The 15,621-nt window shown below is 56.2% G+C and carries 12 protein-coding genes; 3 read left to right on the forward strand and 9 right to left on the reverse strand.

The features are described 5' to 3' along the window. Positions 1–68 precede the first annotated feature (68 nt). The 3 genes from parC to L971_RS11730 all read right to left on the reverse strand — a co-directional run bounded on the left by parC (position 69) and on the right by L971_RS11730 (position 4,978). Positions 69–2,474 (reverse strand): DNA topoisomerase IV subunit A, encoded by a 2,406-nt coding sequence (gene parC, locus L971_RS11720; RefSeq protein ID WP_047375972.1) that lies wholly within the window; start codon positions 2,472–2,474, stop codon positions 69–71. A 2-nt stretch (positions 2,475–2,476) separates the two neighbouring features. Further along, positions 2,477–4,444 (reverse strand): DNA topoisomerase IV subunit B, encoded by a 1,968-nt coding sequence (gene parE / locus L971_RS11725; RefSeq protein WP_047376024.1) that lies wholly within the window; start codon positions 4,442–4,444, stop codon positions 2,477–2,479. 129 nt (positions 4,445–4,573) lie between these two features. Further along, the gene (locus tag L971_RS11730) at positions 4,574–4,978 is read right to left on the reverse strand and encodes a CoA-binding protein (protein ID WP_047375974.1); all 405 of its coding nucleotides are present in this window, start codon (positions 4,976–4,978) and stop codon (positions 4,574–4,576) included. A 352-nt stretch (positions 4,979–5,330) separates the two neighbouring features. On the opposite strand from L971_RS11730, the gene L971_RS11735 reads away from it, so the two are divergent. Beyond that, positions 5,331–6,392 carry a GGDEF domain-containing protein gene (locus L971_RS11735; protein WP_047375976.1) on the forward strand — a complete coding sequence of 354 codons (1,062 nt, stop codon included), beginning with the start codon at positions 5,331–5,333 and terminating at the stop codon, positions 6,390–6,392. 14 nt (positions 6,393–6,406) lie between these two features. Further along, positions 6,407–7,417, forward strand: coding sequence for a tyrosine-type recombinase/integrase (locus L971_RS11740; RefSeq protein ID WP_024371909.1), 1,011 nt, complete (start codon positions 6,407–6,409; stop codon positions 7,415–7,417). A gap of 60 nt (positions 7,418–7,477) precedes the next feature. Here the strand turns inward: L971_RS11740 and L971_RS11745 are convergent, their stop codons facing one another. From L971_RS11745 to L971_RS11755, 3 genes are all read right to left on the reverse strand, one after another. Beyond that, positions 7,478–8,617, reverse strand: coding sequence for a hypothetical protein (locus L971_RS11745; RefSeq protein ID WP_047375977.1), 1,140 nt, complete (start codon positions 8,615–8,617; stop codon positions 7,478–7,480). Then, positions 8,614–9,825, reverse strand: a complete 1,212-nt coding sequence (locus tag L971_RS11750) for a hypothetical protein (RefSeq protein WP_047375978.1) — start codon at positions 9,823–9,825, stop codon at positions 8,614–8,616. Before L971_RS11750 ends, L971_RS11745 begins: the two co-directional genes overlap by 4 nt. Positions 9,826–9,889: 64 nt before the next feature. After that, positions 9,890–11,080 (reverse strand): MalY/PatB family protein, encoded by a 1,191-nt coding sequence (locus L971_RS11755; RefSeq protein WP_052200383.1) that lies wholly within the window; start codon positions 11,078–11,080, stop codon positions 9,890–9,892. A 118-nt stretch (positions 11,081–11,198) separates the two neighbouring features. On the opposite strand from L971_RS11755, the gene L971_RS11760 reads away from it, so the two are divergent. Next, a complete protein-coding gene (locus L971_RS11760) occupies positions 11,199–11,855 on the forward strand; it encodes a M48 family metallopeptidase (protein WP_047375979.1) in 657 nt (218 codons plus the stop codon). A 40-nt stretch (positions 11,856–11,895) separates the two neighbouring features. Here the strand turns inward: L971_RS11760 and L971_RS11765 are convergent, their stop codons facing one another. The 3 genes from L971_RS11765 to L971_RS11775 form a co-directional block, all read right to left on the reverse strand. Next, positions 11,896–12,801, reverse strand: a complete 906-nt coding sequence (locus L971_RS11765; protein ID WP_047375981.1) for a methyl-accepting chemotaxis protein — start codon at positions 12,799–12,801, stop codon at positions 11,896–11,898. Positions 12,802–13,048: 247 nt separating this feature from the next. Next, positions 13,049–14,293 (reverse strand): hypothetical protein, encoded by a 1,245-nt coding sequence (locus tag L971_RS11770; protein ID WP_047375983.1) that lies wholly within the window; start codon positions 14,291–14,293, stop codon positions 13,049–13,051. 11 nt (positions 14,294–14,304) lie between these two features. Further along, positions 14,305–15,591, reverse strand: coding sequence for a hypothetical protein (locus L971_RS11775; RefSeq protein ID WP_047375986.1), 1,287 nt, complete (start codon positions 15,589–15,591; stop codon positions 14,305–14,307). Positions 15,592–15,621 lie beyond the last annotated feature (30 nt).

A 15,621-nucleotide genomic window follows, 5' to 3' on the forward strand; every position in this document is an offset into this window, starting at 1 on the left:
AATTATGCTTTAGTTCAGTATAGCGGAACGAAAAAACCCTGCACAACGTCTGTTGTACAGGGTCATCCTTAATCGAGATACACGTCCTCAATCTCTCCGAACGTCTCTTCATCAAACACGAACGAGCCGTTGGCGTAACGGTCAAGGAGTGTCAATTGCTTCGCTTTGACTGTCTTCGCTTTCTCTTTGCCGACGATGTGGATCGTCTCATCCCCATGCACCGGCAACACACGACGGATCTGGTGTGGTTTTGACTTGACCTCGCGGATGAGCATCGTCCCGCGCAAGTTGCGGTTCGTGCAGTCGAACTGGTCCTCGAGCTTCATCTTCTTGACCGCTCCACGCTGCGTCACGAGGACGAACAGTGGCGGAGTGAAGAAGGCGAACGCATCGGCGACCACGTCTCCGTCCTTCAAGTTCATCGCCTTGACGCCGGCGGCACGTTGGCCGACGACGGGTACGTCATCTTCCTTGAACCAGAGGCCATAGCCACGCTCAGAGACGAGGAACAGTTGTCCTGGACCGTCACTGATGCCGGCAAAGACGACCTCGTCGTCACCCTTCAGTTTGAGCGCCATGAGCGCCTTCGACTTGCGCTGGGCGTCATAGTCACGGAGCGGCGTCCGTTTGACCATCCCTTCACGCGTGACGAACAGACAGTGCGCTTCCGTCTCGAACGTCGAGACGACATCGGCCGAGACGACTTGTTCGCCTTCGATCGGAACGAGGTTGGCCACGTGTTGTCCGGCATCTTTCCACTTCGACTCCGGGATCTGATGGACCGGAATGAGCAAGTAGCTGCCTTTGTTCGTCCAGACGAGCAAGTGGTCCGTCGTCATCGCCTGGGTGACGAGGACAGGACGGTCTTTCTGCTTCATCTCCGGCATTTCTTCGCTGGAGGCGCCGTATGAGCGCATCGAAGAGCGTTTGACGTAGCCGTCGCGGCTGACGAACACCATCGTCTCTTCGACGGCAATCATGACCTCGGTCTTCAGTTTCAACTCTTCGACCTCGGACTCGATGACCGAGCGTCGCGCATCGCCGAACTCGTCACGGAGCGCCGTGAGTTCTTTCGAGATGAGCTTCCGTTTCGTCGCGTCGACGTTCAAGATGTTGGCGAGACGGGCGATCTCTTTTTGGAGCGCCTGCGCTTCTTTTTGGAGCTCGACGATATCCGTGTTCGTCAACCGATAAAGTTGGAGCATGACGACCGCTTCGGCTTGACGGTCCGAGAACGAGAACCGCGCCATGAGCTTCTGTTTCGCCTCGGCCTTGTCTTTTGCCGAACGGATAAGTTCGAGCGTCTCGTCCAAGACCGAGATGGCCTGTTCGAGCGCGTCGACGATCTCGGCGCGTTTCTTCGCCTGGTCGAGCTCGAACGTCGTGCGACGGGTGACGACCTCTTCGACGTGTTTCAAGTACGCGTCAATGATCGGAAGCAGACCCATCTGTTTCGGCGTTCGGTTGACGATTGAGACCATGTTGTAGTTATAGGCGAGCTGCAGGTCAGTGTGCTTCAAGAAGAAGTGGAGCACCCCTTCCGCATCGGCCTCTTTCTTCAACTCGATGACGACTCGGACACCGGTCCGGTCGGTCTCGTCACGGACTTCGGCGACGCCTTCGACTTTCTTGTCGAGGCGGAGCTCTTCCATCTTCTTGACGAGGTTCGCCTTGTTCACCTCATACGGGAGCTCGGTGATCGTGATCTGTTCACGGCCGCCCTTGAGCGGCTCGACGACCGATTTGGCACGGATGATGACTTTGCCTTTCCCGGTCTCGAACGCCTTCAAGATGCCGTCGCGTCCCATGACGATCCCGCCGGACGGGAAGTCCGGTCCTTGCATGTACTCGAGCGCTTCCGTCGCCGTCTGAACCTGACCTTTCAGACGAGCGATGGCGAGGTTGAGCACCTCGGTCAAGTTGTGCGGCGGGATCTCGGTGGCGTAACCGGCGGAAATCCCGGTCGTCCCGTTCATGAGCAGGTTCGGGAGGAGCGACGGCAAGACGAGCGGCTCCTCGGTCGAATCATCGAAGTTCGGCGTATAGTCGACCGTGTTTTTCGAGATCGACGTCAGCATGACGCCGGCGATCTTCGACAGCCGGGCCTCGGTATACCGCATCGCGGCAGCCGAGTCGCCGTCCATCGAGCCGTTATTCCCGTGCATATCGATGAGCGGGTAGCGCAACTTCCAGTCCTGCGATAGGCGTACCATCGCCTCGTAGACGGAACTGTCACCGTGCGGGTGGTAGTTCCCGATAACGTTCCCGACCGTCTTGGCCGATTTCCGATACGGTTTCTCGTTCGTGTTGCCTTCATGGTGCATCGCATACAGGATGCGGCGCTGAACGGGTTTGAGCCCGTCGCGCGCGTCCGGGAGGGCCCGGTCCTGGATGATATATTTCGAGTAACGCCCGAAACGGTCACCGACGACCTGTTCGAGCGACAAGTTTAAAATGTGTTGAATCGTCGACATCGTTACATCACTTCCTCAATCGCTTTAGTCACGTGTTCATTGGCGATGATCGAATCATCTTCCTGGAGGCCGAAGGCGACGTTCTCCTCGATCCACTCCCGGCGATGGGCGACATTGTCCCCCATGAGCACCGAGACGCGCTTGTCGGCGACGGCGGCGTCGTCGACCGTGACACGGATGAGCGTCCGTGTGTCCGGGTTCATCGTAGTCTCCCAGAGCTGGTCGGCGTTCATCTCACCGAGACCTTTGTAGCGCTGGAGGATATAGCCCTTCTTGTACACTTTGACGAGCTTCTCGAGCGCCTCTTCGTCCCAGGCGTACTCGAACTGTTCCGACTTGCCTTTCCCTTTCGAGATGCGATAGAGCGGCGGCAAGGCGACGAACACTTTGCCGGCCTCGACGAGCGGGCGCATATAACGGAAGAAGAACGTCAACAGGAGCACTTGGATATGAGCCCCGTCCGTATCGGCGTCGGTCATGATGATGATTTTGTCGAAGTTGCAGTCCTCGAGGTCGAAGTCGTGGCCGACCCCGGCACCGATTGCGTGGATGATCGTGTTGATCTCCTCGTTCTTCATGATGTCCTGGAGTTTCGACTTCTCCGAGTTGATGACTTTCCCGCGCAGCGGCAGGATCGCTTGGAACGTCCGGTCACGGCCCTGTTTGGCCGAACCGCCGGCCGAGTCACCCTCGACGAGGAACAGTTCGTTCTTGGCGGCGTTCTTCGACGTCGCCGGTGTCAGTTTCCCGTTCAAGATGCTCGAACGTTTCTTCTTCTTGCCGTTACGCGCCTCTTCCCGCGCTTTGCGAGCGGCTTCGCGGGCCTGAGCGGCACGGATCGCTTTCTTGATGAGCATCGTCGCCATCTGCGGATTCTCCTCGAGGAAGATTGTCAGTTGCTTCGCCATGACACCATCGGCGCTCGTACGGGCCTCGGGCGAGCCGAGTTTCGACTTCGTCTGCCCCTCGAACTGGAGGAACTCTTCCGGGATCCGCACCGAGACGATGAGCGTCAAGCCTTCACGGACGTCACCGCCGTCAAGGTTCTTATCTTTCTCTTTCAACAGACCGTTCTTGCGGGCGTATTCGTTCACGATTCGGGTCATCGCCGTCTTGGCACCGACTTCGTGCGTACCGCCATCGCGCGTGCGGACGTTATTGACGAACGAGAGGACGTTTTCTGAGTAGGCGTCCGTGAACTGGAAGGCGAGTTCGAGCTCGATGTCGTTCTCGGTCCCTTCGAAGTAGACGATCGGGTGGAGCGTCGCCTTGTCATCGTTCAAATACTGAACGAATTCGGCGATCCCTTCCTCGTAATGGAACGTCTCTTCTTTACCAGAACGCTCGTCCGTCAGCGTGATCGTCAATCCTTTCAACAGGAAAGCCGATTCCCGCAACCGTTCGGCGAGCGTGTCGTAATTGTACGTCGTCGTCGAGAAGATGCTTGCATCCGGTTTAAAAGTGACGCTCGTCCCAGTCTGGCGTGTCTTCCCGGTCTCGAGGAGCGTCGTCTGCGGGATCCCACCGTCAGCAAACGTCTGCTCGAACACCTTGCCGTCACGATAGATCGTGACGAGTACCTTGCTCGAGAGTGCGTTCACGACCGAGGCGCCGACACCGTGGAGTCCACCTGACGTCTTGTAGCCGCCTTGACCGAACTTACCGCCGGCGTGGAGGACGGTGAAGATGACCTCTGGTGTCGGTTTACCCGAGGCGTGCATCCCCGTCGGCATGCCGCGCCCGTGGTCGCGCACCGTGATGGCGTCATCTTGATGGATCGTCACGTCGATTTGGCCGCCGAAGCCGGCGAGCGCCTCATCGATCGCGTTATCGACGATCTCATAGACGAGGTGGTGCAGACCGCGATGGTCGGTCGAGCCGATATACATCCCCGGACGTTTTCGGACAGCGGTCAATCCTTCGAGCACCTGAATGGCGTCTTCGTTGTAATTAAATAAGTCTGTTGACATCTTCGTCACCTCAATTTCGAACACACGTTCGTTTTTCTACCCTATTGTATAGCTGTTTTCGGATTCTGGCAAGCCTACCTCCACGCGCGAGACACGTGAAAAAAAGGAGACCTGCCAAGGAGGCAGGTCTTAACCGATCAAGCGGGCGTGCTCGACATAGATGCATCGGTTCTCGACGTAATCGATCCCGGCTTCGCGGGCGATCCGTTCCGCGTCAGCGCTCGAGAGGCCGAGCTGGTTGAAGATGAGACCGACATCCCCGTGCCGGACGGCATCCTCTGCGACCCCGGCCAAATACTCGCTGCGACGGAACACGTCGACGATATCGATATGGCCCGGGATGCTCTCGACGGTCGGATATACCTTGCGGCCGTTCCACGTCTCGAGTGACGGGTTGACCGGGATGACCGTGTAGCCTTGTAGCAGCAGATAGTCCGCGATCTGGTTGGCCGTCTTGTTCGGATTCGAGGAGATCCCGACGACGGCGATCGTCTTCGCTTCCTCGAGCAATTGTTTCAAATGCTTGTCGTCCATTCCAGTAGCCCCCTTTTGTTTACGTTCTCAGTGTACCGTTCCCCTAATCGTGGTTCAAGGTTTATTTTCGATTTACATACAACTGTAACTCTTTCCTTTTTTTAAAACAAATCAATTGGTTCACTATAAAATATTATGTAAACCGTGTTAAGCGGTTTATTATTTCACTTCCAGATAACTACTGTCGTTACGAGATCAATCACGCTTTTGAAAAACGTTGCGTGAAATATCTATTTCACGCAATCATAAGACTGTTCCAAAGCGGTTCTAGCTATCAAGATTGATGTGATTTCATGAACATGCATGGGCAAACAAGGGAGAGTTCGGTATACTGGTAAAAGGAGGTGTTCACGTGGGAACTGCCTATGAGGAACGTCGCGGGACGTTATACAACTACCGCATCACTTTGTACGGGAACGCGCTCGCCTGGTTGATTCACGTCGTGTTCTTGATCACATTTTGGCGACTAGACGTTGGCCTGCTCACCTGGTCGAACGTCGCGAGTGTCATCTACTACACGATTTCTTTTTACTTCGTACATAAGCGCTACTATCGCATGTTCTTCACCGGCCTGTTCGTCGAGGTCGTCTATAACGCGGTCATCTCGACGATCGTCCTTGGCTGGGACGCGAACGTGCATTATTTCATCATCATGGCCGCTTACGGCGTGTTCTTCATGCCTAACGTCAGTCGGCTCGTCCGCATCGCGACGACGGGCGTCGCCATGGCCATCTACGGTTTCCTGTACGTGAATGCGACGACCGGGACCGAACCGCTCGCGCCGTCGCTCGAGCAAACACTCGGCCTCTTTTGCCTCTTGTCGACGATCGGCCTCATCGCGGGGCTCTCGTTCATCTTCGAAGGGTCTGTCGTCGAGGTGACGTCCGAGCTCGAACGGACGAACGACCGCCTGCATACGCTCGCTTCGCGCGACGGTCTCACCGGTCTATACAATCGCATGACCGGATCGGCCCATATCGCGACGGCGATCGAGCGGTCCGTCGCGGCGGGTCGGCCGTACGCCGTCGCCCTCGCTGACATCGACCACTTCAAAGCGTTCAATGAACGGTACGGGCACGACTGCGGCGACCTCGTCTTGAAGCGCGTCGCCGCCACCTTGACGTGGACTGATGCCATCTGCGTCCGTTGGGGCGGTGAGGAGTTCCTCTTGTTCATCGCCGGCCAATCGGAAGAGGAAGTCACGAAGACCCTCGACGAGCTGCGCACCCGTATCAAATCCAACGAGACAATCTATGAAGGGTCGCGGTTACACGTGACGATGACGTTCGGCGTCTCTTATCGCGACGGCACCACGGAAGAGTACGTCGAGACGCTCGTCAAAGAGGCCGATGACCGGCTCCGGGCTGGGAAACAGGCCGGAAAAGACCGGGTCATCACGTCGATTAGTTCATGAAGGAGTGATTTCTATTGAGTTTGTTTCGTCAACTCGGCCAAGCGCCGGCACAAGCCGCTTCACGCCGTTTTGACTTGAACGGATACGAGCGGATGCCCGGTTTCATCCAACGATTTTTGAACCATATGGCGGCCAAGCACTATTCGCAACAGACCGCCCAACGCTATTTATACGACTTTTTGGACTTCTTCCGATGGGTCGAGATGGCGAGCGCGGCAGAAGTCGACCCTTCCACCGTCGAGGCCGAGTCGTTCATCGAGTTCGACCACGCCGGTGCCGACGCGTACGCGACTTACCTCGCCCTCGAACTCGACAACGCACCGAGCGTGATCAACCGGAAGTTGTCCTCGATGCAGTCGCTCTTCAACTTTTTGATCGAGAGCGGCGTCACGACGACGAACCCGTTCCAAGCCGTGGAGCGGCCGAAACGCGCCAAGCGCAACCCGGTCTATTTGACCGAGCAGGAATGGCTCGACTTCTCGACGCTCGTCCGCAGCAACGTCGGCATGTCCGACCGCGAGGCGGCTTGGTTCGAACGGAACCGGGACCGGGATTTCCTCATCATCCAACTGCTCGGACTCACCGGGATGCGCGTCTCAGAGCTCACCGGTCTCGATTGGAGCGATATCGATCTGACGACCGGGACGATCCGTGTCATCGGGAAAGGCGATAAGGAACGACTCCTTCCGCTCGCGGCCCCGTTGATCGCTCTGCTTGAACAGTCGCCAGGCCCGCGCGTCGGACCGTTACTCCAGTCGGAATCCGGGAAACGGATCGCCGTGCGGACGGTGCAGCATATGTTGAAGGGCCATATCGATCGGTTGAAATCGTATTTGCCTTTCCTCGTCCATAAACAAGTGACCCCGCACAAACTTCGCCATACGTTCGCCTCGCGCTTGGCGATGGCCGGTGTCGACGTTTTGACGATTCAACAGCTGCTCGGCCACGAATCGGTCGCGACGACACAAGTGTATGCCCATATCGGGGATGAGAAGAAAAAACAAGCGATAACAGGTTTACGATAACTTATTATGTAAACCACATTCAAAAGACACGATTCCTATGTTTCAAGGAACCGTGTCTTTTTACAATTGTCGCGTCGACAAGATGACGATTGTGTCATCGAGCACCGTATAATATGCGTCTTCGAACGTTTGCCGTTCGTTCGTCTCGAGATGGAAGATGCTGACACCCCCGCGTTCACCGTCTGCCGACTCGTGAATGAAATATGTCTCGTCGAGCACCCGTTCGAACGGTGCCGTGTCCAAAAAGCGTGCGCCGGTCGTCGCATCGATGAGCTCCGTATGATCTGCCGACTCTTCGACTTTGATGAAGATGGTCGAACCGACATCGTCGTATGTGAAGTCGATCGGTTCGTACGCTCCCCAGTCGACGACCCCGACTTCACGTAACACGTCGGGTGCGGTCAGCTCATAGATCGTCTCCTCGTTCGCCTCATCGATGAACGCCGCGAACCGGACATGCCCGTCTTTCTCCCCAAGGTACTGCACGGTGTCCCCTTCCCCGTGTAGCCGAAGCAAGTCCTCGAACGGTACTTCCTCCGCTTTGGCCCAAATCGATTCGACGGCCTCGTCAAGGGAACAGACGAGGATCGCCTCGGAATGGTCGACTGGGTCGTCCGGGGAGACCCAGCCCGATTCAAGTGCATCATAATAATCGAACTCGTCGAGACGGGCGTTACAGACGACATGCGGGACCCCTTCGAACTCGGTCGCGAACAAATATAGCTCCCGGAAGCGTCCGGCCTGCCCGATGAGACGCTCATCGCGAATCCGTTCTTGGCGGGCCGTCTCGGCATCGAAGAGCCACGCCTCGTCTGTCGACTCATAGTTCGTCAGAAAAAGGAAGTAACGATCCCCGAGCACCCAATAGAGTGTGCTGTTTCCCCGTTTCTCGAACGTAGCGAGGACTTCTTCACGCCCGGAGCGATAGTCGAGGGCGACGAGTTCTGTCCGGACGACGCCTGACCGGTCTGGCGTCTCGTTCAAGAAATAGACACGGCCGTTGCTGATGAACAGCTTCGAAATCCCGTAGTCCTCATAAGGGCGTCGGTTGATCTTGGTGACGGCCCCATCAACCTCATCAAAACGATAGATGGAGAAACTCGTCTCCCCCGTCTTCTCTCGATAGTAGACGGACGAATCAGTGACGGCGATCAGATCCTCATGGCTGATCGGCATCGCTCTAGCATCGACAATTCTCATAAGGCACCTCTTTCATAGGGAGACTCGATTGGCTCGACGGTGACAAGGCCAGGCGGCCGTTTCGGGAACGAGACGCGTAAATGCGCGTATTCGATGACCGACTGATGGGGGTCGGTCTTCTCGATCCACCGGACACGTTTTTGGTTGGCGAGCGCATGTCCGATTTTCTCTTCGATTTGAAATTTGGAAATACCGCGGTACGCCACTTCCTGTATATACGTGGCCTCGTCCGACTCGAACTGTTGCCAAATCCCCATCACGAGTTGGCCGAGCGCTGAGACACGATCGTCCGGTAGTCGTACCGTCCGTAACGTCTGTTCGACCTCGTTCAAGCAAGCATTCGGTTCATCGGCGACGGCGAACAAGCGCTTGGCAGAGTTGTTCATGACGCGATAGCGGCGCTTGCCACTCTCGAGCCGAAGCACTTGGGCATATGGCTCGACCGGCACGCCGTGGAAGAACGTCTCCGTCCCGCCCCAGGCAAAACCGAACGAAGGATCGAATTTCCGGATCGTCCGCATGAAGGCGAGCATGAAGTCCTCGACTTCCCGCCGCTCGAGCCGGAGCCATTCCGCGAGTGCGAGCGGCCCTCGTTCTTTTGAGATGCGATCGACCGGGAAGAATAAATCCCCTTCACTAAGCCGGTGGGGCCGAAGCTCGGTCCCATCAGCCCGGTAGTCCGTCGCCGGTCGCCCGCTCCGCCCGGCGTAGACGATCCACTCATCATCCGTGCTCTCGAACGCGTACGCCTGGTGGGCCCATGGCGGCGTCACGTACAAGGCCGGATACTCCTCGTACGTCTCGAGATGCAAATAGGAGCGGTCGTTCCATACTTGGGCGAGCAGACGGACGATTTCTCCTGTCTCCGAGTCTTGCGGGGCGATATAGTTGCCGGTGTTGCCGATATAAGTCAACAAGTGGAAGCCGTAGGCATGGTACAAGTGCCGGACGATTCGTTCGAACACGGCGGCGACCATGCGTTCGAACAACGGATGCTCTTCGCTCCGGTCGACGGTCGTCGCGTCGACGGTGCACATAAGCCAGCCCATCCGTTCATAAAGCCGGACCCGGAGCGGATAGAAGATGAGCGGAGACGAGGACGCGTGGATCTCGGTCAGCCCGAGATTGGCCATGTTTTCGACCTGGAGCGTGAAGCCGCTCCGTCTCAGCTGCTCCTCCATCTTTTTCTTCCAATTGATCGTCTCCATCGTCTCACCTGCTTTCTAACGCCATGTTCATTGGCTCGTTGTGAAATTTTTCCCGTTTCTCGTTTCATACAAACGCGTTTCCTGCGCGTTGTTCGTTCCCGTCACCTTGACGGATCAACCGCTCGAGCGCCTCGTCGACGAGGGCGCGACGCGTCCCGAAGTTCAAGCGTTCGAACGTGCGCCCGGATTCACCGAACGGCGTCCCTGGCGAGAGGAAGATGCGTACGTCGTCCTGTAACCACTTCTTCCGGGCGTCCGGTTCGAGACCGAGCGCTTCAAAGTCGATCCAAAGCAGATAGCTCGCCTCCGGCATGAAACAAGTCAGATACGGCATCGACTCGCGGAAGCGACCGACGACATATTGCGCCTGCTCCTCGAGCTCGGCCGTCAACTGATCGAGCCACCGCTCGGCTCGAGGATCCGTGTACGCAGCGATGATGGCCGTATTGGCGAACGGCGTCGGCAGGACGTGATGTTTGTTCTGGACTTGGATGATGCGCTTGCGCCAGGCGTCATCCGGACAGATGATGTACGAGGCGAACAATCCTGCGATGTTGAACGCTTTTGAGGGCGCACTCACCGTGATGACTTGTTCATCGAGCTTTCCGATCGCAACGTGCTGTTGGGACGGATAGGTCAAGTCGGCGTGAATCTCATCGGCGACGATGATGACGTCATGACGTCGCGCCAACTCGATGACACGAGCGAGCTCGGACTCCGTCCACACGCGTCCGACCGGATTGTGCGGCGAGCAGAGTAAGAACAGTTTCGCTTGGCGCATCGCCGCCTCAAGGGCGTCAAAGTCCATTTCGTAACGACCATTGACTTGGATGAGCGGGGCGTCGAGCAGTTCACGCTTCAATCCTGTCACGAGTTCATGGAACGGAGGATAGACGGGTGACTGGATGACGACCCCGTCCCCTTCTTCGGTCAACGCCTCGACGATATGGGTCAGCCCGGGGACGACACCGCTTGAGAACAAGACATGGTTCGGGTCGAACTTGACGTCATGACGACGACTGTACCAGTCACTGACCGCTCGTTGTGCATCACGGGAGAAGAGTGTATACCCAAACTCCCCCGTCGCTGCCCGTGCCGTGAGTGCCTCGCTGATGGCGGGTGCGGTGCGGACATCGATATCCGCCACCCATAAAGGGAGCACATCCGATTTCAAATGGAACCAGCGCTCAAGTCCATCCCATTTCACCGAGTCGGTGCCGGTCCGGTCGAGCGTTTGATGTAAGATTGATTTCATGTTCATCCCTCCTCTTCTTACTGTAACAAAAATGAAGAGGTCCTTGTCGGCAAAAGCGTGGCAGATTTTCGAGACGTGGTCTATAATCGAGCAAGACAAAGACATGGAGGTGAGAACGATGACCGTGACCGTCATCCGCCATAAGCGGCGAAAACGGGCCGCATTTTATGTGACGACAGAAGGCGTCGAGCTCCGTATCCCGGCCCGGCTCCCGCAACGGGTAGTCGATGCCATCTTGCGCGACCACGCGGACTGGATCGAGACGCGGCTTGCTGCCATACCGCAAGTGAGCCCGTTGCCGGAAAATCGTCTCTTCTACCGGGGCGACATGTTACCTCTCATCCGTTCAAGCTCCACCCGTTCGTTTACATATGACGGGGAGAAGTTCCTCTGCCCAGGCCACTGGGACGAGCCGACGTTACGAGACGCGTACGAGCGCTGGCTCCGCGAGGAGGCGCTGCGGCATGTCACGGAACGCGCGGCGCGTTACGAGCGGTTGCTCGGGGTGCGTGCGACAAACATTCGGATCGGCCACCAAAAGACGCGTTGGGGCTCCTGCAGCTCAACAGGCACCATCTCGATCAACGTCCGCCTCATGCTCGCCCCACCTGAAGTGCTCGATTATGTGATTGCGCACGAGTGGGCGCATCTCGTCCATTTCGATCATTCAAAATCTTTTTGGTCGACCGTCGAATCGGTCTATCCGAACGTGGCATGGGCGAAGGATTGGCTCCGACAAAATGGACATACGCTTCGCATCAAAAAAACCAATTGAACGAGGGCGTTTCCTGCCCCGGACGATTGGTTTTAATTCTTCAGATGACCGTGGTGAACTGCTCGGTCGCGCCGTTCAACGATTCGGCCGATTGTTCGATGCTCTCGAACCGACGCAATGTCTCTTCCATGATGGTCACGCTGGCGTGGATGTCCTCGTTCGATCGTGATACCCCGTCGACGATCGAGGCGAGCTCTTTGTTCATCCCGTCCGTATTGGCGCGCACTTCGATGACGGCACGTTCGACGAGACGGGATAGGTTGCGTACTTCTGTCGCGACGACGTTAAACCCGTTCCCGTGCTCCCCGGCCCGGGCCGCTTCGATCGCCGCATTGAGCGACAATAAATTTGTCTGCGCGGCGATTTCTTTAATCGTGCTCGCGATTTTCGTAATCTCACTGGCTTGCTCTTGCAGCTTCCCGAGCGTCGACAAGTTGACGTGGGCGTCCCGCTCAAGGCGCTCGATCGTCTTCTTCAAATGATGGCTCTCTTCCATACCGCTCTGAGCCCGCGCGTCCAAGTCTTCTGCCAAGTCCCGGAATGAGCGCGCATAACGTTCGATCGTCAACTGACGTTCGGTAATGTCCGAAGCGATTTTCACGACACCAACGACCTCGTCCCCTTCGAAGATTGGCATATACGTCGCCTCGAGCCAGATCGATTCGCCGCGGGCGTCGATGCGCTCGATCTTGTCGGATGCACTGAAGCCGCTGAACAGTTTGTTCCAAAACGCCTGATAATCGGAACTGCCGACGAATTGCGGCGTGCAGAACAAATGGTGTTGCATGCCGATCATCTCATCACGGCGATATTTCATCGTCTTGGCGAACAAGTCGTTCACGTCGACGACGCGGCGCTGACGGTCGAAACGGATCATCGCCATATTGGCGGCGATTGTAGTCAAGACGTCCGGTGCTGCGAGCGTACGATTGCTAAGTTGTGTCATTCCGATTAATCCCACCTTAGTTACATGAATTGTATTAGGACTTTATCCCTTTAATGTGTTGGAATTTCAGTTTACCGTGTGAGAAAAGTCCCGCCTAGTGAGGATTTGTACAGATGGTCAATATCTTGAGTTTGAAGTATTTACCAGTTGTTTACTGCTCATCACAATAAAAGAACGCCCGAAGTTCAGGCGTTCCTGAGGCATGCTATTCAATCCATAAATCTGGAGTACCGATTGTTTTCCCCGGTCATTCGAACGCCTGCGGGAACAACTCCTTGAACGTCTCCGCCCCGACGCTCGACAGTTTGAACCCCGCACCGGTCTTCATGTCTTTCACAAAGACGTCGACTTTTTTCGACCGCTGTTGGTAACTCACCTCGAACTGTTGCCCGAGATTCCCATGTAGCATCGTCAAATGCTCATAGTCTTTCGTTTCACCGCTTTTTGTCGAAGGGGTTGCGGTCTCGAGCGCTCGGACTAATCGTTCATACGCTTCTCCGCTCACGCTGACGGCGTCCGGAAACGGGAGCGGCACATCCGAGTGGTAAGGATATTTGTGAAAATACGCGACCGATCTCTCATTTGGATCGTCCGCACCGGTACCCGGCAGACTCGGACGATAACGTATCGACACGGTCTTCGAGCTCTTCTGTCTACCCGTGTCGATCGTAAGGTCGTACAGCGGAATCAATGCCATTGATTCCATATCCCCTTCTTTGAATAGGGGACGGACAGAAAGATAGTCTGCACCGTTGAGGAGGATGTCGCTATCTTTCATGACGCTCGTACTGTAGTGAACACCGTCATGGGATAACAAAAAATGAGGAAGATTCGTCAAAGCATCGTAGCCTAATGCCACGAACTTCCGTTGCTCGCCGAACTGTGGATTGAAGTCGAGGGATGGGAAGTCGACAATCTTGTCCCCGATCTTAAACTCGATTGTGCCGCTCAATCCGGGTGAGATGGTCATGAGCGTGTCAGGATATACGCGAATATCGTGTCCTTCCTGATAGAAGGCATCCGGTTCCTCTAACGCGTCTCGCTCTCTCTCGGTCGCGAGATGGACGGTCGGAAGAAGTGAGATCTCCATTCCGACTTCGTCTTTAAAATAAGGAGGCCGGTCCTCGAGCTTGGCGGCGCGGTATCCTTCCATTTCATTCGACCGACAGAGCGCATAGACCGCGTCTCCTTCGACGTACGTCACTTCGGTAAAGGCGTATCCATCATAGTCGTCGGTTACAAACGGGGCACGCGTCGCATACGCCATCCCGAGCACTGAAAACGTCTGACCGTCTAGTTCCGACAAGCGTTCATCGTCTTCACATAGGTGTAATAACGCTTCCGCATCGACATGTTGATCTCGTGCGTTTAGTTTAAACTGTTCGGCTTGCCAGTGCTCCTCGATATGGCCATAGCGGACGACGTCCACATCTTCCGAACAACCCGCAGTGACCAACAATAGCGAGAGTGTCGCTAACGTCCGCTTCTTCATGTTCCCCCCACTCATTTCTTTTTCAGATCCGGGAAGTACGAGAAGAACGTCTCGGCCCCTGCGCTCGTCAATTTATACGTCCGGTCCGTCAACTGGTCCGTCACGTACACGTCACGCTTCTTCGACCGTTGTTTGAACGAAATGGCGAACTGCTGTCCTTTCAATCCGTCCACGATCGTCAACAGTGGGTACTCACCCGTATCGCCGCCCCGTTTGACGGGCTCGGCTAGCTCGATCGCCTCGATCAGCTCGTCCATATCGGTGCCTGCCGCCTTGAGAACGTCCGGATAGGCGAGTGTCTCATCAAAATTGAACGGTTTCTTATGGACGTATACATACGGCTCCGACCTCCGATTCGCCAACTGCTCGTCTGCGAATTGCTGCCTCAAGTCCCGGTCTTCTTCTGTGCTGAACGTCCCTTCCCGATACGTCAACGTCAATTCAGACGTCTCACGCTTCCCGTCCTTTTTATAATGAAATGCAAAGATCGGGTACGAAACGTCCGGGATGAGGACGTCCGTATCGATCGGCAACCGTTCGACCTCGAGTGACTCGAAGCGAGGGGCCGCCTCCGTCGCATCGAACGTCACCTCGAGGGGTTGGGAAGAGATGTGTACGTCCCCGTACCGCATCAAGATGTAAGGCAACGACTCGCTCTCGCTCGACGCGAACATCATCTGGAAATTACCGACCCCTGCGGACGCCGGTTCAAACATATGAAGCGGGAACAACGGCGGCCATCCGTCGATCGCAATCTCGATTTCACCGTAAAACGGCTGTGAGTAAGAGAATACGGCATCACGGAACGGTTCGAGCTTGAACGGATGGTCCTGCAACAGATCCGCTTCGAGGAACGTTTCCTTGTCCGATGCTGAGACCGGTAACACGACTGGCGCCCGGTCGACCGGTTGAGCAGTGACGACTTGTTCAGGGAACGATGGAACGACTTCCGCCTGAAGATACGGCGAGACCATGTCCCGGCAGACCGCGTACAGTTGATCCCCTTCCACATACGTGACCGCCTTGTACATGAAGTCATCACCCGCGTTCGTGAACGGGGGACGGCTCACGACAATCGTGTCGTGTACAGTCAGTTCGCCCTCGAGTTCCGTCGTCAATTCCCCCGTACACGCCTCGAGCACCGTTCCGACGTCAGTCATCGACTTCTTATCTGTCGTATAATGGCCGACAATCCAATGTTCATCGATGTAATCTAATTTCAGTGCGCTGTCCCGCTCGCTCCCACACCCTGAGAGGATGAGCAGACTCGTCGCGATCGCAATCATCTTCGGCTTCAATCGTCCCGCCCCTTTTTATTTGATAATCCA

It is taken from the genome of Exiguobacterium sp. ZOR0005, assembly GCF_000798975.1.
GTDB lineage: Bacteria > Bacillota > Bacilli > Exiguobacteriales > Exiguobacteriaceae > Exiguobacterium > Exiguobacterium aurantiacum.

Excerpts from the sequence above, each read along its gene's own strand:
- parC (WP_047375972.1), bottom strand. The coding sequence starts at position 2,474 with ATGTCGACGATTCAACACATTTTAAACTTGTCGCTCGAACAGGTCGTC.
- parE (WP_047376024.1), bottom strand. The coding sequence starts at position 4,444 with ATGTCAACAGACTTATTTAATTACAACGAAGACGCCATTCAGGTGCTC.
- L971_RS11730 (WP_047375974.1), bottom strand. The coding sequence starts at position 4,978 with ATGGACGACAAGCATTTGAAACAATTGCTCGAGGAAGCGAAGACGATC.
- L971_RS11745 (WP_047375977.1), bottom strand. The coding sequence starts at position 8,617 with ATGAGAATTGTCGATGCTAGAGCGATGCCGATCAGCCATGAGGATCTG.
- L971_RS11750 (WP_047375978.1), bottom strand. The coding sequence starts at position 9,825 with ATGGAGACGATCAATTGGAAGAAAAAGATGGAGGAGCAGCTGAGACGG.
- L971_RS11755 (WP_052200383.1), bottom strand. The coding sequence starts at position 11,080 with ATGAAATCAATCTTACATCAAACGCTCGACCGGACCGGCACCGACTCG.
- L971_RS11760 (WP_047375979.1), top strand. The coding sequence starts at position 11,199 with ATGACCGTGACCGTCATCCGCCATAAGCGGCGAAAACGGGCCGCATTT.
- L971_RS11765 (WP_047375981.1), bottom strand. The coding sequence starts at position 12,801 with ATGACACAACTTAGCAATCGTACGCTCGCAGCACCGGACGTCTTGACT.
- L971_RS11770 (WP_047375983.1), bottom strand. The coding sequence starts at position 14,293 with ATGAAGAAGCGGACGTTAGCGACACTCTCGCTATTGTTGGTCACTGCG.